The organism is Streptomyces sp. NPDC014656 (assembly GCF_043084305.1).
Taxonomy (GTDB): domain Bacteria; phylum Actinomycetota; class Actinomycetes; order Streptomycetales; family Streptomycetaceae; genus Streptomyces.
Map to the genome: position 1 here is coordinate 156,180 of NZ_JBIBZN010000016.1, position 19,802 is coordinate 175,981.

At 73.1% G+C, this 19,802-nt stretch carries 14 protein-coding genes; 7 read left to right on the plus strand and 7 right to left on the minus strand.

Features of this window, described 5'->3' with window-relative positions:
- Positions 1-148: 148 nt before the first annotated feature.
- The 4 genes from ACF1ED_RS30405 to eccE all read right to left on the minus strand — a co-directional run bounded on the left by ACF1ED_RS30405 (position 149) and on the right by eccE (position 6,279).
- Positions 149-3,232, minus strand: a complete 3,084-nt coding sequence (locus tag ACF1ED_RS30405; RefSeq protein ID WP_391765850.1) for an SCO5717 family growth-regulating ATPase — start codon at positions 3,230-3,232, stop codon at positions 149-151.
- Positions 3,233-3,655: 423 nt separating this feature from the next.
- Positions 3,656-3,889 (minus strand): DUF397 domain-containing protein, encoded by a 234-nt coding sequence (locus tag ACF1ED_RS30410; protein ID WP_031014159.1) that lies wholly within the window; start codon positions 3,887-3,889, stop codon positions 3,656-3,658.
- A 312-nt stretch (positions 3,890-4,201) separates the two neighbouring features.
- Complete coding sequence (locus tag ACF1ED_RS30415) at positions 4,202-4,921, minus strand: hypothetical protein (RefSeq protein WP_391765852.1); 720 nt, start codon at positions 4,919-4,921, stop codon at positions 4,202-4,204.
- Complete coding sequence (gene eccE, locus ACF1ED_RS30420) at positions 4,918-6,279, minus strand: type VII secretion protein EccE (RefSeq protein ID WP_391765854.1); 1,362 nt, start codon at positions 6,277-6,279, stop codon at positions 4,918-4,920. Before eccE ends, ACF1ED_RS30415 begins: the two co-directional genes overlap by 4 nt.
- A gap of 181 nt (positions 6,280-6,460) precedes the next feature.
- Between eccE and eccB the strand changes: the two genes are divergently transcribed.
- The 7 genes from eccB to ACF1ED_RS30455 all read left to right on the plus strand — a co-directional run bounded on the left by eccB (position 6,461) and on the right by ACF1ED_RS30455 (position 13,828).
- Entirely contained in the window at positions 6,461-7,993 is a 1,533-nt protein-coding gene (eccB, locus tag ACF1ED_RS30425) for a type VII secretion protein EccB (protein WP_391765856.1), read from the plus strand.
- Positions 7,990-9,231 (plus strand): type VII secretion-associated serine protease mycosin, encoded by a 1,242-nt coding sequence (gene mycP, locus ACF1ED_RS30430; RefSeq protein WP_391765858.1) that lies wholly within the window; start codon positions 7,990-7,992, stop codon positions 9,229-9,231. Before eccB ends, mycP begins: the two co-directional genes overlap by 4 nt.
- A 201-nt stretch (positions 9,232-9,432) precedes the next feature.
- Entirely contained in the window at positions 9,433-9,885 is a 453-nt protein-coding gene (locus tag ACF1ED_RS30435; RefSeq protein WP_391765860.1) for a hypothetical protein, read from the plus strand.
- A 6-nt stretch (positions 9,886-9,891) separates the two neighbouring features.
- Positions 9,892-11,691 carry a hypothetical protein gene (locus ACF1ED_RS30440; RefSeq protein ID WP_391765862.1) on the plus strand — a complete coding sequence of 600 codons (1,800 nt, stop codon included), beginning with the start codon at positions 9,892-9,894 and terminating at the stop codon, positions 11,689-11,691.
- 25 nt (positions 11,692-11,716) lie between these two features.
- Positions 11,717-13,015 (plus strand): S8 family serine peptidase, encoded by a 1,299-nt coding sequence (locus tag ACF1ED_RS30445; protein WP_391765864.1) that lies wholly within the window; start codon positions 11,717-11,719, stop codon positions 13,013-13,015.
- 91 nt (positions 13,016-13,106) lie between these two features.
- Complete coding sequence (locus ACF1ED_RS30450; RefSeq protein ID WP_043230526.1) at positions 13,107-13,469, plus strand: WXG100 family type VII secretion target; 363 nt, start codon at positions 13,107-13,109, stop codon at positions 13,467-13,469.
- Between the two features lie 62 nt (positions 13,470-13,531).
- Positions 13,532-13,828 (plus strand): WXG100 family type VII secretion target, encoded by a 297-nt coding sequence (locus ACF1ED_RS30455; RefSeq protein WP_391765866.1) that lies wholly within the window; start codon positions 13,532-13,534, stop codon positions 13,826-13,828.
- Between the two features lie 429 nt (positions 13,829-14,257).
- Here the strand turns inward: ACF1ED_RS30455 and ACF1ED_RS30460 are convergent, their stop codons facing one another.
- The 3 genes from ACF1ED_RS30460 to eccCa all read right to left on the minus strand — a co-directional run bounded on the left by ACF1ED_RS30460 (position 14,258) and on the right by eccCa (position 19,584).
- The gene (locus ACF1ED_RS30460) at positions 14,258-14,701 is read right to left on the minus strand and encodes a hypothetical protein (RefSeq protein WP_391765868.1); all 444 of its coding nucleotides are present in this window, start codon (positions 14,699-14,701) and stop codon (positions 14,258-14,260) included.
- Between the two features lie 50 nt (positions 14,702-14,751).
- Entirely contained in the window at positions 14,752-15,378 is a 627-nt protein-coding gene (locus tag ACF1ED_RS30465; RefSeq protein ID WP_391765870.1) for a hypothetical protein, read from the minus strand.
- Positions 15,379-15,618: 240 nt separating this feature from the next.
- Positions 15,619-19,584, minus strand: a complete 3,966-nt coding sequence (eccCa, locus tag ACF1ED_RS30470) for a type VII secretion protein EccCa (RefSeq protein WP_391765872.1) — start codon at positions 19,582-19,584, stop codon at positions 15,619-15,621.
- Positions 19,585-19,802 lie beyond the last annotated feature (218 nt).

Genomic DNA, 19,802 nt, shown 5'->3' on the forward strand with positions numbered 1-19,802 from the left:
TGGGCTGACGTCAAGTGAAGCGAAGATGTATCAGCGGTGGTCTGCCGTCGTCAACGATGACTCAAACCCCGTGTGGGCTGCGGGAATGCGAAGAGGCTCCGTACCGGTGAACCGGTACGGAGCCTCATTGGTCTACTCCTGTGACGCCTTACTGCTGAGGGGCTGGCGGCGCCTGCGGAGGAGCCTGCGGCGGCGCCTGCGGAGGCAGCGGCTGACCGAACGGCTGCCCCGCGGCGGGCGGCTGCCCGTACGGCTGCGGAGGCTGCCCCGGCTGCCCGGGCTGGCCGGAAGTCGCCGCCGGCGGGTAGGGCGGCTGCCCGTACGGCTGTCCGGGATATCCGGCTTGCCCCGGCATCGGCTGCCCGGGCTGACCCGGCACCGGCGGCTGGCCCGGCTGCGGGTACGGCTGCGCCTGCGGCGGGTACGGCTGTCCGGGCTGCCCCGGCACCGGAGGCTGAGGCTGCTGCCCGGGGGCGTACTGCCCGGGCGCCGGCTGGCCCGGCACCGGCTGGCCCGGCACCGGCTGCCCGGAGTACGGCTGGCCGGAGTACGGCTGGCCCGGCGCGGGCGGAGCGCCGTACGGCTGACCGGGCATCGGCTGACCGGGCATCGGCTGACCCGGCATCGGCTGGCCGGGCTGGCCCGGGGCGTACTGGCCGGGGGCGTACTGGCCCGGCATCGGCGGGGCCATGTGCGGCGGCAGGCCGCCCTGGCCGTCACCGGTCCACAGGCCCTGCGCCTGCTGCGCCCGCGCGAAGTCCTCGGCCACCATCGCCGAGAGGTCGAAGTACGCCTCCCGGGTCTTGGGCCGCATCATGTCGAGGTCCACCTCGGCGCCGGCCGCGAGGTGCTCGTCGAAGGGCACCACGATCACCCCGCGGCAGCGGGTGCGGAAGTGCTGCACGATGTCCTCGACCTTGATCATCTTGCCGGTCTCGCGGACCCCCGAGATGACCGTGATCGAGCGCTGCACCAGGTCCGCGTAGCCGTGCGCCGACAGCCAGTCCAGCGTCGTCGAGGCGCTGGAGGCGCCGTCCACGGAGGGCGTGGAGATGATGATCAGCTGGTCGGCGAGGTCGAGCACCCCGCGCATGGCGCTGTAGAGCAGGCCCGTGCCGGAGTCGGTGAGGATCACCGGGTACTGCTTGCCGAGGACGTCGATCGCCCGCCGGTAGTCCTCGTCGTTGAAGGTCGTGGAGACGGCGGGGTCCACGTCGTTGGCGATGATCTCCAGGCCGGACGGCGCCTGCGAGGTGAACCGGCGGATGTCCATGTACGAGTTGAGGTACGGGATCGCCTGCACCAGGTCGCGGATGGTCGCCCCGGTCTCGCGCCGGACCCGGCGGCCGAGCGTGCCGGCGTCCGGGTTGGCGTCGATCGCCAGGATCTTGTCCTGCCGCTCGGTGGCCAGGGTCGCGCCGAGCGCGGTGGTCGTCGTGGTCTTGCCGACGCCGCCCTTGAGCGAGATGACCGCGATCCGGTAGCAGGAGAGGACGGGCGTGCGGATCAGGTCCAGCTTCCGCTGCCGCTCCTGCTCCTCCTTCTTGCCGCCCAGCTTGAAGCGGGAGGCGGAGCCCGGGTTCCGGCTCGACTTCGGCTTCTGCTTGTTGTTGCGCAGCAGCCGGTCGGAGGAGAGCTCGACGGCGGCCGTGTATCCGAGCGGGGCGCCCGGCACGGACCGCTCGCGCTGGTCGTGCGTGACCGACTGCGGCCAGGCCGCCCCGGTCCGCGGGTCGACGCCGCCCGGCGGGTAGCCGTACCCCTCCGGACCCTGCGGCGGCACCTCGCCGGGCGTACCGGGCACACCGGGTGCGCCGGGGCCCTGCGGGTAGCCGTAACCGCCCGGCACCGGGGCCTGCGGCGGGAGGCCGTAGCCGGCGGGCGGCTGCTCCCCGGCGGGCGCCGGAGCGGCCGGCTGGGGCTGGGGCTGCCCCGGGTGCGGGTAGCCGTACCCGGCGGCCGGGGGCTGCGGGTAGCCGTAGCCGGCGGGCGGGGTGGGGCCGGGGACCGGGGCCTGGGCCTGCGGCGGGAGGCCGGGCGCACCCGGCGCCTGCGGGTACCCGTACCCGCCCTGCGGGGGTACGGCTCCTGGCGCGGCGGCCACCGGCTGCCCGGGCCACTGCGGCGCGGCCCCCGGGGCCGGCTGGGCCGGGCCCTCGGGCGAGGCGGGCGGGAAGTCCGGCGGCAGCGGCGGCAGCGCGCCGGGCGCGGCGCTCGCGTCGGCCGGGGCGCCCTCGGCGGGCAGCGGCGCGGCGGCGGGGACGGCGTCGGCGGGAGCGTCCTCGGTGACGGGCGCCCCGGCCTCCTCCTCATGGCCCTCCGGGGCCGCGTCCGTACCGGCGGCCGCGCCGCCCTCGGCCTCGGACCGGCTCTCGGTGCCGGCCTCGGGCTCGATCTCCGCCTCCGCCTCCGCCTCGACCTCGGTCTCGCTCCCGGTCTCGCTCTCGGCGTCGAGACCGGTTCCGTTCTCGGGCTCCGCCGCGGTCTCCTCCGCCTCGGGGGCGGGGACCGGATCGTCGGCGGCCGGGACCGGGGGGACGTCCGCGCGGGCCAGGCCCGCGGCCTCCGGGGACCCGGGGAGGGGGCCCGCCGACGGGTCGGACGCCGGGTCGGACGCCGGGGCGGGCGCGGGGCCGGGTACCGGCTGCGCCGCCGGGTTGAAGCGCATGGTGGCGCCGCTGTCCACGTCACCGCCGCCGAAGGGCGCGCCGGGGGCCGGGGCCTGGACGGGAGCCGGGGGCGGCACGGGCGCGGACGCGGGGTGGGCGGGAGCGCCGGGGGCGCCGGGGCCGTACCCGCCGTGCGGCGCGGGGGCCTGCTGTCCGGGGAACTGGCCCGGGACCTGGCCGGGCGCGGGCGCCGGGTGGGCGGACGCCGGGTGGGCGGGCGGCACGGCCGGCGTACCGGGAGCGCCGGCCTCGGAGCCGTACGCCCCGTACGGACCGGGCGCGGGAGGCTGCTGACCGGGGACCTGACCGGGGACGGGCGGCGGGTTGTGCGTCCAGCCGGGCTGGAAGCCGCCCGGGGGCACCCCGGGCACCGGGACCGGCGCACCCGTCGGCGGCGGGGGAGTGACACCGCCGTCGCCCGAACCGCCCGGCGCGTTCTGCGTGTACCAGGCCGGCGGGGTGTAGTCGATGGTGAACTCACCCGTCATCTCGGCGGGATCCGCGTCGGACTCGTCGGCGGGCACGTTCCAGCCCCCGCGGATGTCGTCCCGATCGCCGTTCACTTTGCCTCCTGGTGTGGTCGAGCACCCTTGTGCCGTCGTGCGTCGGGGCCACCGTTCGCTGCCGGTCGGACCGGCTCTCCCCTCGGACCCGGCGACCGTTCCGAGGGATACTCCGCCGCGCCCCCACCCACCCTAAACGCCCCCGACGCCGCCGCGGCAGGCCCGTCCTCCCCCGGAGGCCGTCCCTCCGGCCCGGAGCGGGGCCAGGGTGACGCCGGTGCGGCGGAGCGTGAGGAACCGCCCCGGGCGAAACGGTATGGAAGGGGGCAAGGGCACATCATCCGCGCCACTTCGCTCCCCCCGTGCCCGCCTCGGTGCCCGCCCGAACGGGTGACGTGACGAACCGGCGGCCACGCGCCCGATCACGGGCACCCGACCGCCGGTTCGTCACGGGCCCCGCCTCCGGCGGACGGGCCCGCGGACTCAGCGCAGGTCGAACTCGCCGTCCCGCGCGCCGAGCACGAAGGCCGTCCACTCCGCCTCCGTGTAGCGCAGCACGGTGCCGTGGTCCAGCGAGGACCGCATGGCGACGGCACCGCCCGGCAGGTGGGCGATCTCGACGCGCTCCTCGTCCGGGCTCGTGCCGGGGGCGCCGATCCACTCGACGTCCGAGATGTCGAGGGCGTACAACTCGTCCTTCTCCTGCGCGCTCCCCATGGGAGTTCCTTTCGCTCACGGCCTGTCGGCGGACCATGTGTCCCGTGGCGCGGGGGAGTTGGTCCCGTCCGCGCCACCAGGAGAAATACTAGGGAAACCGGTCCCCGTGCGGGGGCGGCTTCGGACGATCGCGCGAGGCGGACCGACGAGTTCCGCCAGCCCGTCGGTCTGTGCTCCGTCGGTCGGTCCGTCCGGGCCCCGTCGATCCGTCCGTCCGCCCGGGCTCAGACCGTCCGTCCAGGCCCCGTCGGTCCGTCGGGGCCCCGTCGGTCCGTCCGTCCAGGCCCCGCCGGTCCGTCCGTCCGGGTCCCGTCAGTCCATCCGGCGGGCCGTGCCCAGCAGGCCCGACTCCGCGTCCGTGGCGTTGGTGATGACCCAGTGCCGTTCGCCGCCCGCGCACCACAGCGTCACGCCGTCCCCGAGCGTCGGCAGCGCGTCGACCTCGGTCTGCGTCAGCCCCAGGATGCGCCCGGTCTGCTGGGCCTCCTGCGGCGAGACCCGCTGGACGCCGACGAGCGTGGCCGCGCGCATCAGGCGGGGGGCGACCGGGCTGAGGTACGGCAGCAGGGTCAGCACGGACTGCCACGGCGAGGAGACGACCCGCCCGCGCGGCGGCCGCATGCCGCAGTCCCGCACCACGACGGCGGGGCTGCCGACGGTCGCGCCCAGCGGCGGGACCCGGCCCACGTCGTGGAGCGTGATGCACTCCAGGCCGGCGCCCGCCGCCTGCGCCAGACCCACCCACGCGTGCGGGCGGCCGGTCTCCACCACGACCCGGGAGCCGGTGGCGGCGGCGCGCAGCGCGAGCACCTGGGCCGTCCACAGGCCGCCGATCAGCAGCACGTCGTACGGCGTCGAGCGGTGGAAGCCCACCAGCTGCGAACGGCCCTCGGAGTCCTCGCCGATCACCACGCCGTCGTCGCCCACCGGGAGCGAGAGCGCGCCGAGCTCGGCCGCCGGGACGGTGTGCCCCGCGTGCCGCGGGCCGATCAGACCGCGCAGCCCCTTCACCGCTCCGCCGCGTCCCCTCATCGGGCACCTCCGAGAGGCATCGTCGCCAGCACGCCCGGCAGCTGCTCGCGGTCCAGCCGCAGCAGCCCGACCTTCGCGGTGCGCGCCGCCTGTTCGAGGGTCCGGCGCACCCGGACCAGTTCGTTGTCGGAGCCGCCGGTGACCCGCAGGTGGCCGCCGACCTCCATCACGCCCTGGCGCGTCCCGCGCCGGACGGTGAGGCTGAACGTCGTGGCGTAGGCGGGCACCGAGGTCAGCAGCGAGACCAGCCGCGGCAGCGGGGCCGCGCCCCGCCCCAGCTCGGGCCAGCGCCCGACCGCGTACGTGGTGTGCCAGCGGTCGTCGCAGCGCCAGACCCGGGACGTCTCGGCCGTCCGCCGCTGCGGCGCCGCGTCCGCCCGGCCGGCGCGCGCGGCCGCGTGCGGACTCGTGCAGGCGGCCGTCGCGATCGTCGAGTTGACTTCTTCCTGGTCCAGGACGACCGCCTGGAAACCGGCACCGGTGATCCGGCTCGCCAGATGGTCCGCGATCCGGACCAGACACCGCTGCGCGCCCTCCAGACCGCCGCCGCGCGCCGCGACCGCCTCCTTGCAGCGCTCGGGGTCCAGCTTCACCGCCACCCAGGTGAGCCGCAGCGCGGGCGCCCCGGTCCGCTCCTGGAGCGGGGTGTACGAGAGCCGGGCCACCGACTGCTGGGGGAGGTGCGGCGCCGGGGCCGGACGGACCTGCTGCACCAGCTGGACCGACTCGACCACGATGTCGTCGACCTCCAGGGCGTCACCGAGGAGGGCCAGCGGGAAGGCGCGCGCGCCGAAGACCGGCCGCAGCGCCGAACCGCTCGCCTCGACGCGCAGCACGGCGGTCAGGAACGAGCCGTCGCTCAGCATGCCGACCGTGCGGTGGTTGCGGTCGACGTACGGCCGGGCGCCGAAGCCCCGCACGCTCTCCGTGACCGGGGCGAGGGAGGGGTCGGCGTCGGGCGAGGCCGGCGCGGTGTCGCGGCGGCGCGAGCGCAGCGCGAGCGCCGTCCCCATCCAGTCCTGCACGGCCTGGCCGCGGCGCCGTATCACCGCGAGGAGCACGAGGACGCCGGCGGCGACGCAGGTCGGGACGAGCCAGAGACCGCCCATCACGAAGCCGACGGCCACCAGCGCGAGCGCCGCCTCCACCAGCACGAGCTGACGGAGATGGACGGGGCCGACCCGGCCGGTGCGCGAGAGCGGGCGGAGCGTCGTCGTCGCGGGGACGGCCTGCGCGGCCTCCGGAGCCGCCGGTCCCCCGGGCGCTTCACCGGGCCCGTTGCTGCGTTGCCGTCGGGAAGATTGAGGCGCTCGGCCGCTGGTCCGCCGCCCGTCGCGCGCACGCGTCGCCGTACCCATCGCCGCGTTGCCCCCTCGTGTCCGTAATAGCCGAATTCCCTTGGGCGTTGACCGGGCGATCACCCTACCTGAGCGGTGAGACACGGGTGCCGCCAGGCATAGTAGGGGGCGGCGGGACGGCGGACGGACCCGCCGAGTGTGGCAACCTGGTCGGCCGGCGGGGAGAGGGACGACACAACAGATGGCATCACGACGCGACGAACTGAACGCCTACACCTTCGCGAAGCGGAGATTGGTCGCGCAGTTCGTGCAGCCCAGCTCGACGGGCTCCGAGGAAGGCGCGCCGCGCCCGCTGCGCGCGGTGGTGCCCGGCGCCATCGTCGGCGCGGTCGTCCTCGCCGTCTTCGGGGCCTGGGGCATGTTCAAACCCGTCGCCCCCAAGGACTGGGACAAGCCCGGCCAGAACGTGATCATCGCCGACAAGTCGACCACCCGGTACGTCGTCCTCAAGACCGGCGACAAGCTCCAGCTCCACCCGGTCCTCAACATGTCGTCGGCGAAGCTGCTCCTCGACCCCGACAAGGGCAAGATCATCACCGTCGCCGAGTCCGTGCTCGACAGCGGCAAGATCCCGCACGGCGCCACCCTCGGCATCCCCTACGCCCCGGACCGCCTCCCCGAGAAGACCGAGGCCGGCGCCCCCAAGCGCTGGGCCGTCTGCGAGCGCCCCGGTGAGGGCGGCCGCGCGATCCAGAAGGCCGCCTTCGTCCTCGCCGCGCGCGAGGAGGCGAAGACCGACGGTCCCGAGCGGCTGACCGGCGGCCAGCTCCTGTACGTCGAGGGCCCCGCCCCCGCCCGCACGCGCTACGTGGTCGACGCCCGGGGCACCGCGTACCCCGTCGAGAAGGACGAACTGCTGCTCCGCCAGCTCGTCGGCCAGGGCCGCGCCGCCCAGCGCGTCTCCGAGGCGTGGCTGAACACCCTCCACAAGGGCGACGCCATCTCCTTCCCCGTCGTCCCCGGCGAGCCGGGCGCCGCCGCCGGCGTCGGCGGCCTGACGCCCGAGGTCGGCAAGGTCGGCATGGTCCTCTCCGCGACCGACGGCACCAGGAAGCAGATGTACGTCGTCCTGAAGGACCGGGTCGCCCCCGTCTCGGACTTCACGGCCAAGCTGCTGCTCAACAGCCGCCAGCTGGTCGGGCTCGGCCAGGCCGGACAGGCCACCAAGGTCAGCGGCGGCGCCCTCCTGTCGCCGGGCGACGCCTTCGGCGCCGACAAGAAGTGGCCGACGGCCGCCCCCGTGCCCGTCAACGAGGCGGCCACCGGCGAAGGCAGCCGCAACACCGTCTGCAACGTGCTCCGCGCGGTCGACGAGGACAACGGCGCCACCACCCTCAGCACCTGGGCGGGCAAGGACTTCCCCGCCACCCTGCCGACCGGCTCCAGCAGCGCCTACGTCACCCCCGGCTCCGGCCAGCTCTTCCGCCAGTTCAAGGGCTCCAACACCTCCAGCGGCTTCCTCTTCCTCGTCACCGACACCGGCCTGCGCTACGCGATGCAGTCCAACGGCGACACCGCCACCGACGACTCCGGCATCGGCTCCTCCGGCTCCGAGGAGGAGAAGCAGGCCCGGCAGGCCGAGGCCCAGCAGGCCCAGAACCGCCTCGGCTACAAGGACGTCACCCCGCTGCCCGTCCCCGCCGAGTGGTCCACCTTCCTGCCCACCGGCCCCCGCCTCTCCACCGGCGGCGCACGTCAGCCGCAGGGCTCATGACCGCTCCCCGCCGGCTGCTGGTCCTCGCCGCCACGACGACGCTCTGCGCCCTCGGCCTGCCGCTCTCCACCGCCTCCACGGCGGTGGCCGACGACGGCGGCCAGTGCACCTACCCCAACAAGAAGTACGAGGGCCGCCCCTGGTCCCTCCAGCGCGTCCAGCTCGACGAACTGTGGGCCCAGTCCACCGGCAAGGGCGTCCGCGTCGCCGTCATCGACACCGGCGTCGACGTGCGCAACCCCCAGCTGGCCAAGGCCGTCGACGCCAGGAGCGGGATCAACCTGATCCCGAAGAACGCCAAGGACGCCAACGGGTACAAGCTCAAGCGCGGCAAGGAGAACGGCACCACCGACACCGTCGGCCACGGCACCAAGGTCGCCGGCATCATCGCCGCCCGCCCCGCCAAGGGCACCGGCTTCGTCGGCCTCGCCCCCGACGCCACGATCATCCCCATCCAGCAGAACGACGCCGAAGGCAACGGCACCACCACGACCCTCGCGACCGCGATCCGCCACGCCATCGCCAAGAAGGCGGACGTGATCAACATCTCCCAGGACACGGCGGACGCGGTGAAGCCCACCCCGCTCCTGGAAGAGGCCGTCAAAGCCGCGCTGAACGCCGGCATCGTCGTCGTCGCCTCAGCGGGCAACGACGGCCTCGGCGGCAACGTCAAAGCCACCTACCCGGCCTCCTACGAGGGCGTCCTCGCCGTCGCCGCCTCCGACCGCAACAACGAACGCGCCCAGTTCTCCCAGTCCGGCGACTTCGTCGGCGTCGCCGCCCCCGGCGTCGACATGGTCTCCACGGTCCCCGGCGGCGGCCACTGCGCCGACAACGGCACCAGCTTCTCCGCCCCGTACGTCGCCGGCCTCGCCGCCCTGATCAAGGCGAAGCACGGCAAGTGGACCCAGAAGCAGATCGTCGCCCAGATCCAGCAGACCGCCGAACGCTCGGTCGCCGGCCACGACCGCCTCGTCGGCTGGGGCGTCGTCGACCCGGTCAGGGCCCTGACCGAGGACGACAAGCCCCTGGAGAAGCCCGTCGCGCACGAGGGGATGACCCGAGCCGAGGCCCCGACCCCGGCCGCCGTCCACCTCGGCGAGACCCCCGAACAGCGCGCCGCCCGCCTGGCCACCTACGTGGTCGTCAGCGGGGGCGTCCTGGTGGCGGCGATCGCGGGCACGGCGGTCGCGCTGCGGGACCACCGGAGGAGACGAGCGGCCCTGACGGACCGGTGATCATTGCAGAAGCACACGGCTGATAGCGTCGAACTGTAGAAGTCTCGTGACGAACAAGAGACTTGGGGCTGTCAGTCGCCATCACTACAGTGGTAGGCACGCGATCGGTGGGTGACGAGTCGCCACGATCGCAATGCAGGACAGCAGGAGCAAACGGGGAGGTTTGACTCGTGACGTACGTGACGGGTGACGGGGGCGGTCATGGCGAGTGACCTCGAACTCGGCGTTGGCGCGCTGAAGAAGTTCCAGAGCGACGTCCAGACGGTCATCGCCAACCTGGAGGCGAGCGCGGGCGGCTCCGGGCAGCTCAACGCCGAGGCCCGCGTGACGCGCGAATCGTTCGGCACCGGCATCGCCTTCGCCGAGGCGGACGGCTTCTTCACGGAGTACGAGCGGGTCCACGCCTCGCTCGTCGCCCTGTCGAAGTCCCTCAGCGGCCAGATCGAACTCCTCTCGATCGGCGTCCACGCCGCCGACGTCGGCTACGCCAACGTGGAGGACGACCAGCGCCGGCAGTTCCACGCCATCCAGGCACGCCTGGACCAGGAGCGCGCGGAGGCGATCGAGCGCGAGGAGCAGGCCCGGAGCAAGGACCCGAAGCAGCCTGCGGCAGCGCGCGAGGGATCCAGCTCCGTCGCCAAGGACATGGGGTGATGACCGATGAGTGAAGAGAAGAACCCGAACCCGAGCACGCCCCCGGCCCCGGAGCTGACGCCGCAGGAACAGCAGCAGAAGAAGGACTCGGCCCAGATCGAGGCCAAGTACCAGACCACGGACGTCCTGGAGACCCTGGACGACATCCGCTTCCCCCTCCCCTTCGGCGGCGACTTCCGCCTCCTGCCCAAGGGCAGCGTCTACGGCGAGACCTCCTTCGAGGGCCAGCGGCTCAACGCCATGCTCGACCTCCTCGAAAGCGCGCAGCCCGCCCGGCTGGCGGAAGCCGGCCGCGCCCTGGAGAAGGCCACCACCGACCTCAACAAGGCCGCGAAGGCCCTGGACGCCTTCGTCCGCAGCGTGGACTGGAAGGGCGAGGCCGCCATCGAGTTCCAGCGGTACGGCTCCGAGGTCGTCACCTACGCCTGGGGCATCGGCAAGGTCGCCAACGCGGTGAGCGCCCAGATGAAGGTCGCCAACGACGGCCTCACCTCCGTCCGCAACGCCGCCCCGCCGCGCGACACCCGCGCCGACCAGCGGAAGCCCTCCGAATTCACCGAGCTGGAGAAGACGGAGAAGAAGGAGGAGTACCAGAAGGCCGTCGCGGTGGAGAAGGACCGCCAGGAGGCCATCAACCAGATGAACCGCCTGGCCTCCTTCTACGCGGTCTCGCAGAGCACCCTGGCGGCCCAGGAGATGCCGAAGCCGCCGGAGACGTACAAGGCGGGGGTGCCGAAGCCGACCACCAACTACTACGGCCCTACGGAGTCGGGTTCCACATCCTCTCGTGACAGCCTGTCGAGGGAGTCCTCCGGACCCATCAGCGCCACCGAGGACCGCGCGACCCAGACGGTGCCCCGCACAGGCGACCAGCTCGACGGCTCCGACCCCATCCGGCAGCAGCCCTCGGGCACGAAGGTCCAGATCGACGCGGTCGCCACACCTCCGGCGCCCACGATCACGAACACCGCGCCCACCCCGACCGCGCCCACGAGCACCGCGCCCCCGACGAGCCCCACGATGCCGCCGCCGGTCGCGCTCGGCACCCCGCCCCGTACCGGAGGCCCCAAGGTCACCAGCACGCCGGGCATGCCGCGCACGGCCACCGGGCGCACGGGCATGGGGCGCGCGACCGGCCCGAGCACCTCGCCGGCCATGGGCCGCTCCTCGGGCGGACCGAGGAGCACCCCGGCGATGGGCCGCGCGGCCAACCCGATGACCTCGCCCGCCACGGGCCGCTCCGGCGGTCCGGCGAACCCCGCCGTGGGGCGCGCGGGCAACCCGGCGAGCTCCCCGGCCACGGGCCGCTCCACCGGCCCCATGGGCCGGGCGGGCGGACCGCAGGCCACCGGACAGTCCGCGACACAGGCAGGGCGCGCCACCCCGCAGACCGGCCGTGCCACGGGCCCGGCGCAGTCCGCCACCGGCCGTGCGGCCCGTTCCAACCCCATCGTCGGCGGCACCCCGCAGCGCACCACCTCCGGGAGCACCGGATCGCGGATCCCGAAGGGCACGGTCGTCGGCAGCGAGGGCCCCGCCGCGGGTCGCGCGACGGGGGCGCGCCCCAGCCAGGCCGGAGTGGTCGGCGCCAACAACGGCAAGACGGCTCCGCGTCCCGCCGGCCGGGGAACCCCCAGCTCTAACGGAGTGGTGGGGAGCCCCCGAGGCATGGGCGGTCGCGGCACCCAGCGTCCCGATCGCGACGACCAGGACCGCGAGGGCTCTTCGCGCCCCGACTACCTGACGGAAGACGAAGAGACCTGGACGAACCGTCGGCGCGGTGCGGTACCGCCGGTGATCGACTAACCACTCGGAAGGCTCGGAAGTCAGGATGACGGCACGAATGATCGAGAGCGGCAGGCTCCGGCGGGCGCTCCTCGGCACCACGGCGATCGCGGTGCTGACGACATCGCTCGTCGGGGTCGCTCCGACGGCAGTCGCCGCCGACGCGCGGTCGCAGCAGTGGTATCTGGACGCCATGAAGGCCGAGGAGATCTGGAAGAAGGCGACCGGCAAGGGCATCACGGTCGCCGTCATCGACACCGGCGTCAATCCGGACACCCCCTCACTCAAGGGCAAGGTCCTCAAGGGTTGGGACGCTTCCGACTCCAAGGGCGACGAGACGGACGACTACGAAGGCCACGGCACCACCCTCGCCGAGATCATCGTCGGGTCGGGAGCGGGCGGCGGCCTCAGGGGACTGGCACCGGATGCCAAGGTGATTCCGTACCGGGTGAGCAACACCGAGCGGCAGAACGAACAGGCTGTCAACGCCTTCGACATGGAGGAAGCCATCCGGGCTGCCGCCGACAGCGACGCGCAGATCATCAACGTCTCCTTCGGGTCCGAGTACTATGGCGGAAGCGAACGGGAAGCCGTCAAGTACGCCCAGAACAAGGGAAAACTGGTCTTCGCGAGTTCGGGCAACAACGGGGCGAAGGACAACAAGAAGCAGTACCCGGCAAGCTACCCCGAGGCTGTCGCCGTCGCGGCGACCACCCGAGACGGCGTGGTGGCCAAGTACTCCCAGCACGGCGACACCATCGACCTCGCCGCACCGGGAAGCCAGATTCCGGGTTACTGCGACAAGAGCCTGACGAAGTACTGCTTGAGTGACGGCACCAGCTTCTCCTCCGCCCTCGTCTCCGCCTCCGCAGCCCTCATCTGGTCCATGCACCCCGACTGGACGGCGAACCAGGTCCTCCGCGTCCTGCTGGAGTCCGCGGGCCGGGGCGACGACTGGAAGCCCGGCACCATCAGCGACTACGCCGGTTACGGAGTCGTCCGCCCCAACGCCCACGTCTCCCGAGGCGAAGGCAAGCCGGGCGACCCGAACATCAACCCCCTCACCAACAAGCCCACCGGCGGAGCCGCCGCCACGACCCCGTCGGCCACGACGTCCCCGTCGTCCGGCGCGTCGGCCACGGCGGACCCGTCCGCAACAGCTTCGACACAAGCCCCGGACGGCAAGCAGACGTCCGGCGCGCCTGTGGCAGGCTCCACCGAGAGCGCGGCCGCGGACGCGGACGGCGGCAGCGGCACGGGCCTCGTCATCGGCATCGCCGCGGCGGCGGTGGCCGTCCTCGCGGGCGCGGGCTTCGTCATCGCGCGCCGACGGCGCTCCGCCTGACGCGGCCTGACGCCCACAGACCACCTCACTGCGTCCGCGCGAAGCGCGGGGACGCGGCTCAACAGAGAACCCGAGAAAGGGAGAGCGACACATGTCAGTCTTGAAGGTTGGCGATCAGAGTCTCAAGGATTTCCAGGACGAGCTCACCCGCAAGTTCGATGACGTCAAGGGCCAGCTGACGGCCCTCCAGGGCGTCATCGACAGCCTCGAAGGCCGCTGGAAGGGCATCGGCGCCGGCGCCTTCGACGCCAAGCAGACCGAGATCAACCAGGGCATGGTGCGGATCGCCAAGCTGATGCTGAACTTCCAGGAGGCCATCCAGGTCACCCGGACCACGTCCAGCAACACGGACGACGAGGTCGAGGCGGCCCTGCGCGGCGTCGACGTGACCGCGGGCTTCTCCGGCGACGCGGGCGCCGAGAAGGCGGCCCGTTCGGGCATCGCCGGTCTCTGACCTCCGCGTCGGAGCCCTTGCACCACCCCACCTGAACGACACCAACGACACCCGGAGGGACCATGGCCGGCAACGACGGCATCATGCTCGTCACGTACGCCTCGCTCGACGACGCGGCGAACCAGATCGACGCGCAGGCGAAGCGCCTGGACGAGGCCCTGGAGGCCATCCAGGCGAAGATCCGTTCGGTCTCCAACACCTGGGAGGGCGAGGCGAAGACCGCCGCCGACGGCGCCCACCAGAAGTGGGACCAGGAGACCCGCGCGATCCACAACGCCCTGCAGGGCATCTCCAAGGCCGTCCGCCAGGCCGCCCCGGCCTACCAGTCGGGCGACAAGCGCGCGGCGGGCTTCTTCTAAACCGCGGCCGTACGACGGCAACACAGGGTGGGCGTGCACGGGAGGCGCCCACCCTGTCGCGCGTCCGGGAGTCCGCGTACCCGCGCGCCAGGACGCGGACCCGGCGGAAGCCGCGAACGGGGTCCGGGCCGTCCTGGTCGACCGCGTCCAGCCCGTGCCGTCCCTCGGATCTCGGAGCCCTGATCGCGTCGGGGGGCACGGGAGCGGCGTTCCCCACGTTCTCGTTCGCCGTGCCGTGCCGGCACAGCCCGGCCCGATGCGGATGCCCGCGACGGTCTCCCCGGGCTCCGGGCCGCCCCCGGCGCCCGTGCTCTCCGCCGCGTGCGAGCCGGGGAGCCGGGATCGCCCTCGCTCGTCGCGCGGCGGCGCGGTCCGCCGCCTGATCGCCACCGTGGCGGCGACGTGCCGGAGAGCCTGCCGGTCGCTCCCTCAGCAGTCGCCCTGTGAGACCCGCACGGTCAGACTGACGGTGTCGGTCTTCCCCCAGGCGCGAGCCGGCTCGGGGGGAGTGAGGCGCATGCAGAAGGTCTCGGACAGGGCAGCCGCGCCTATCTCGAAGCCGTCCTCCGAAGGACGGGGCGTGATGACGAGGTCGGCCCCGGGCCCCTTGCCAGTCGCCTTGAGGGCGTCCCTGAGCATGCTCTCGTAATCGAAGTACACCTTCTGCGGCTCGGCCTCCAGATCGCGCGCCGCCTCGTGGACGGCGTCGCGCAGCTCCGACCCGCTCCACTGGCCGGTGTCGGACACGTAGAGGTAGAAGCCGACCAGGCCGACGACGCTCGCGAACATCAGCACCCGGGCCACGGGGTTTCGCGAGTTGTAGACCCAGCGGCCCCTCCGCACGAACACGGGCTCGCGGTCGTCCCACGCCATGATGTCCCCCTCGGACTGGGTTCGGGTTCGGGTTCGGGTACGTGTCGATGTCAGGCCGTGCAGCCCATGGCCTTCTTCACCTCGGGTACGAGGTCCACGGCGAAGGCCCCGAGGCTCTTGCGGCGTTCGGCGACATCGCCGTAGGCCTCGCCGCCGACGGTGACGAGCACGCTGAGGTAGCTCGCCTTCGCACTGGCGCACCGTGTGTTCACCATGGTGGCGGCGTCGCCCAAGGCACCCACCCCGGGGAAAGGCAGGTCCGTCTTCTCCCGATGGGTGAAACGGAACGCCTCCTCTTCACCCGACGGGCCGTAGAGCCTGTCCACCTTGGCGGCCCTGAGGTAGACCAGCCGCTTGCCGTCCACCCGGAGCATCTGCTCGCCGAGCAGCTGGTGCGGCTCCTTCGCGTCGAAGAACTGAGCGCCGCGTCCGGGCTGTTGGAGAGCGCCGTCATGAAGCCGGCCATCGGGTCGCGGCCGAACTCGTCGCCGCCGATGAAGTTCGTCCTGGGCATCATCTGCCCCGTGCCCTGCCAGCAGGTGCCAGGGACCCGCACCGGTCACCGCCGGGCGGGCCGCCGCCCGGGTCCCGCCCGGCGGGACCCGGTTCAGCCGCATCGCGGCGGAGGGCTGCCCCGCGGCCTCCGTCTCGATCTGCTCCCACTCGACCCGGGCCATCAGACCCCTTACCCCGTGCGTGCTTTCGCTTCCCCGTGCGTGCTTTCGCTCCGCCGTGTCGGATAAGCCGAATCGATCTGCTGCTCGAAGTGTTTCCCTTAGCAATCGGAGCCGGCGCGGGCGTCCTGCCCTCCAGGCAGGGGCCCGCCTCCGCGGTCGTCCCGTTCGCGAAGCGCCGTAAGCCGGTACGTCGTCGACACGAGCGGGTCACCTCGGAGGCGGGACACCCGGAAGGCCCCCCTACAGCTCCGGCATCCGTCCGGTCTGCACGAGCGGGTTGCCCCGCTGCCGGGAGACGTAGATGCCGCGGCCCGGAGGCATCGGGCGCATGCGGACGCCGCCGAGGACGTCGCCCTCCTGCGGGTCGCCGGAGAGGAGGACGCCCTGCGCGCCGAGCTCCATCATGCGCTGCATGAAGGACTCGTACGACGAGCGGCTGGCGCCCGCCGCGCTGCGGGCGATGATGAAGCGGACGCCCACGTCCCGCGCGAACGGCAGCAGTTCCGTCAGCTTGGCGAGCGGGTTGCCGCTCGACGTCGACACCAGGTCGTAGTCGTCGACGACCACGAACAGGTTCGGGCCCGACCACCAGCTCCGGTCCCGCAGCTGCTGGGCCGTGACGTCGGCGGACGGCGAGCGGCGGCGCATCAGGTCGGCGAGCGCGTCGACGTGGTGCTCCATGTTGTTGGACATGGGCACGTACTCCGCCAGGTGCGTCGCCGGCGTCACGTCGAGCAGCGCCCGCCGGTTGTCGATCACGAAGAACTTCGCGGCCGCGCCGTCGTACCGCTCCGAGATCTGCTTGATCATCAGCCGCAGCAGGTTCGACTTGCCCGACTCGCTCTCGCCGAAGACCAGGAAGAACGGATCGCGGTCGAAGTCGACGAAGACCGGCTCCAGGTTGTTCTCGTCGATGGCGAACGCCACGCCGCGCCCCGGTTCCGCGTAGCCCGCCGGCAGCGTGTGCGCGTCGAGCTCGCGCGGCAGCAGCCGGACCTCGGGCGCGCCCGGCGCCGTCCAGTGCCGCGTGACCTCCTGCGTCATCGCGGCCGTCGCCTCGGCGAGGTCGCTGTCGGAGCTGATCCCGTCGATGCGCGGGACGGCCGCCATGAAGTGCAGCTTCTCCGGCGTCAGACCCCGGCCCGGGACCCCCGTCGGCACGTTGGCGGCGATCTTGCGGTCCAGCTCGGAGTCCATCGTGTCGCCGAGGCGCAGCTCCAGCCGGTTCATCAGGTGGTCCTTGAGGTTGGCGCGGACCTCCATCGAGCGCGAGGCCGTGATGACCACGTGGATGCCGTAGCCGAGACCGCGGGCCGCGATGTCGACGACGGCGGGCTCCAGCCCCTCGTATTCGGTGCGGAAGTTGCCCCAGCCGTCGATCACCAGGAAGACGTCGCCCCACGGCTGGTCGGTCACCGAGATGTCACCCCGGGCCCGCAGCCGGCGGAAGGTCTGGATGGAGTCCACGCCCGCGCTGCGGAAGTACTCCTCGCGCCGCGACAGGATGCCGTAGACCTCGGCGACGGTACGCCGCACCCGCTCGGGGTCGAGCCGGGAGGCGACCCCGCCGACGTGCGGCAGCCCGGCCACCGAGGCCATGCCGCCGCCACCGAAGTCGAGGCCGTAGAACTGCACCTCGTGCGGGGTGTGCGTCAGCGCGAAGGCGGAGATCAGCGTCCGCAGCAGCGTCGACTTGCCGGACTGCGGACCGCCGATGATCTGCATGTGGCCGGCCGCGCCGGAGAAGTCCCGGTAGAGCGTGTCGCGCCGCTGCTCGTACGGCTTGTCCACCACGCCCAGCGGTACGACGAGCCGTCCGGCCGCCTCGTACCCCGGCTGCGTCAGGCCCCGGCCCTCCACGCCCGCGAGCCCCGGCAGGACCGAGTCGAGCGGCGGCGGGTTGTCCAGCGGCGGCAGCCACACCTGGTGCGCCTCGACGCCGCGCCCCTCCAGCCGGCGCACGATCACGTCGAGCACCGAGTCGGCCAGCGCGTCGTCCTCGGACTCCCGGGCCTCGGGCACCCGCGCCTGCGCCGCCGGTTCCAGGTAGCGCACCGGCACCGGGGCCGCGGTGAAGGGCACCGGCCGCCGGTCCACCGGCAGCGGCCCGCCCGCCACCGCCGGGTGCCGGCCGGTGCGGTAGGTGCCGGAGACGTACGCGGCCTTGAACCGCACCATCTCGTCGGTGCCGTACTTGAGGTAACCCGAGCCCGGCACGTTCGGCAGCGAGTAGGCGTCGGGCACGCCGATCGCGGCCCGGGACTCGGCCGCCGAGAAGGTCCGCAGACCGATCCGGTAGGAGAGGTACGTCTCCAGGCCGCGCAGCCGGCCCTCCTCCAGGCGCTGCGAGGCCAGCAGCAGGTGGACGCCGAGCGAACGGCCGATCCGGCCGATCTGCACGAACATCTCGATGAAGTCCGGCATCGCCGTCAGCAGCTCGCTGAACTCGTCGATGACGAGGACGAGCGAGGGGATCGGCTGGAGCGGGGCACCGGCCGCCCGCGCCTTCTCGTAGTCGTGGATGTTCGCGTAGTTGCCCGCGTCGCGCAGCATCTCCTGGCGCCGGTTGAGCTCACCGCGGATGGAGTCGCCCATCCGGTCCACCAGCGTGAGGTCGTCCGCGAGGTTGGTGATGACGGCCGCCACGTGCGGCATCTGGGACATGCCCGCGAAGGTGGCACCGCCCTTGAAGTCCGCGAGGACGAAGTTCAGGGTCTCCGAGGAGTGCGTCACCGCCAGGCCCAGGACCAGCGTGCGCAGCAGCTCCGACTTGCCGGAACCCGTCGCGCCCACGCACAGTCCGTGCGGGCCCATGCCCTCCTGCGCCGCCTCCTTGAGGTCCAGCATGACCGGGACGCCGTCCTCGCCCACGCCGATCGGCACCCGCAGCCGCTCCGACCGGGACCGGGGGCGCCAGGTGCGGCTCACGTCGACCGAGGCCGCGTCGCCGAGGTTCAGCAGGTCGGTGAAGTCGAGGTTGGCCAGCAGCGGCTCGTCGTCGTCCGAACCGCTCGCCACCCGCAGCGGCGCGAGCTGCCGGGCGAGCGCCTCCGCCGCGTCCAGGCTCAGCTCGTCGGCGCTGCCGTCGTACACGTGCCCGTGCCCCGACTCCAGCCGCAGCGCGCCGCCCTCCACGACGATGGACAGGTCGCCGCGGGCGCCGGCGCCCCGGCCCTGCACGACCTCGATGATCGTCACGCCCTGGATGCCCTCCGGCGAGGCCAGCGCGGAGGTCTGCGGCACCGACTGCCCGTCGAGCACCACCACCAGGTGCGGGAAGTCGAGCAGCGGATGGTTGGGGCCCTGGAAGCGGGGGCGTCCGTCGAGCCGCCCGGCGACCAGGTCCTCCAGCTCCCGCGCGTCCGTCGTGATCAGCCGCCGGCTGCCCGCCCCGTCACCGGGCCCCGGGGCCTGCACGTGCGGCAGCCACTTCGCCCACTCCCAGGACGGCGCCGCGCCGTCACCGGTGGCGACGACGACGACGAGGTCCTCGGGGGAGTGGAGCGCGGTCAGCGAGCCCACCATGGCGCGGGCCGTCGACCGGGCCGCCTCCGGATCGCCGCTCACCGTGAGGTGGTAGAAGGCGCGCAGGGACACGGCCATCGGCAGGCCGTCGAGGGTGCCGTGCGCCGCCAGGAACTGCTGCATCGCCCCGGCCGTCAGCGGTTCGAGCTCGTCCACGGGCGCCGTGTCGGGGGCGAGCAGCGGGGTCGCCAGCTGCTGGCTGCCCAGCCCGACGCGGACCTGCCCGAAGTCGTGGTCCCCGATGCGCCGCTCCCAGATCCGGCTGCCCTCGGCCACCAGCGCCCACAGCTGCTCGGGCGACGGGTGCAGGTAGAACTGCGCGTCCCGCTGGAGGCGGGCCGTCCTCAGCACGGCGCGCCGCGTCTGCGTCAGGTACTTCAGGTAGTCGCGCCGCATGTCGGCGAGCTGCCCCTGCGTCCCGCGCCGGTAGCGGACCAGCATCGCGATGGCCATGGCCACCGTCGACGCGATCATCACCATGCCCATGATCCGCATGATCGGGTTCGGCGTCATGAAGAAGAACACCACGGAACCGCCCATGCCGAGCATCGGCAGGAGCTGCATCAGCGCGCCCTCCTGCTGCCCGCGGGGCAGCTCCGGAGGGGGTTGCAACTGCACCTGCTCGTCAGGCACTTCGGACGGCAGGGCCCGCGGTGGGCGCTTGACGACGATCTGGCTCACAGCTCACCAATTTCCGTTGCCGGACGGAAAGTTCCTCCAGACGCCCCCGTGGCGACAGGATCCGTCCGCGGGGACGGATCCTACTTTGGTGCGGGGTCACGGGTGGGCGGTAGGGTGGCCCGAAATATTTGCGTGGCCATGAACTATCGCAAAAATCGGGTCATTCGGAGCGCAACATCCGCCGCACGCGGAGACGGCGCCCGAACCGCGCCCCGGCC

Coding starts and splice junctions, on each gene's coding strand:
- ACF1ED_RS30410 (WP_031014159.1), bottom strand. CDS start 3,889: ATGGGGAGCGCGCAGGAGAAGGACGAGTTGTACGCCCTCGACATCTCG.
- ACF1ED_RS30415 (WP_391765852.1), bottom strand. CDS start 4,921: ATGAGGGGACGCGGCGGAGCGGTGAAGGGGCTGCGCGGTCTGATCGGC.
- eccE (WP_391765854.1), bottom strand. CDS start 6,279: ATGGGTACGGCGACGCGTGCGCGCGACGGGCGGCGGACCAGCGGCCGA.
- eccB (WP_391765856.1), top strand. CDS start 6,461: ATGGCATCACGACGCGACGAACTGAACGCCTACACCTTCGCGAAGCGG.
- mycP (WP_391765858.1), top strand. CDS start 7,990: ATGACCGCTCCCCGCCGGCTGCTGGTCCTCGCCGCCACGACGACGCTC.
- ACF1ED_RS30435 (WP_391765860.1), top strand. CDS start 9,433: ATGGCGAGTGACCTCGAACTCGGCGTTGGCGCGCTGAAGAAGTTCCAG.
- ACF1ED_RS30440 (WP_391765862.1), top strand. CDS start 9,892: ATGAGTGAAGAGAAGAACCCGAACCCGAGCACGCCCCCGGCCCCGGAG.
- ACF1ED_RS30445 (WP_391765864.1), top strand. CDS start 11,717: ATGACGGCACGAATGATCGAGAGCGGCAGGCTCCGGCGGGCGCTCCTC.
- ACF1ED_RS30450 (WP_043230526.1), top strand. CDS start 13,107: ATGTCAGTCTTGAAGGTTGGCGATCAGAGTCTCAAGGATTTCCAGGAC.
- ACF1ED_RS30455 (WP_391765866.1), top strand. CDS start 13,532: ATGGCCGGCAACGACGGCATCATGCTCGTCACGTACGCCTCGCTCGAC.
- ACF1ED_RS30460 (WP_391765868.1), bottom strand. CDS start 14,701: ATGGCGTGGGACGACCGCGAGCCCGTGTTCGTGCGGAGGGGCCGCTGG.
- ACF1ED_RS30465 (WP_391765870.1), bottom strand. CDS start 15,378: ATGGCCCGGGTCGAGTGGGAGCAGATCGAGACGGAGGCCGCGGGGCAG.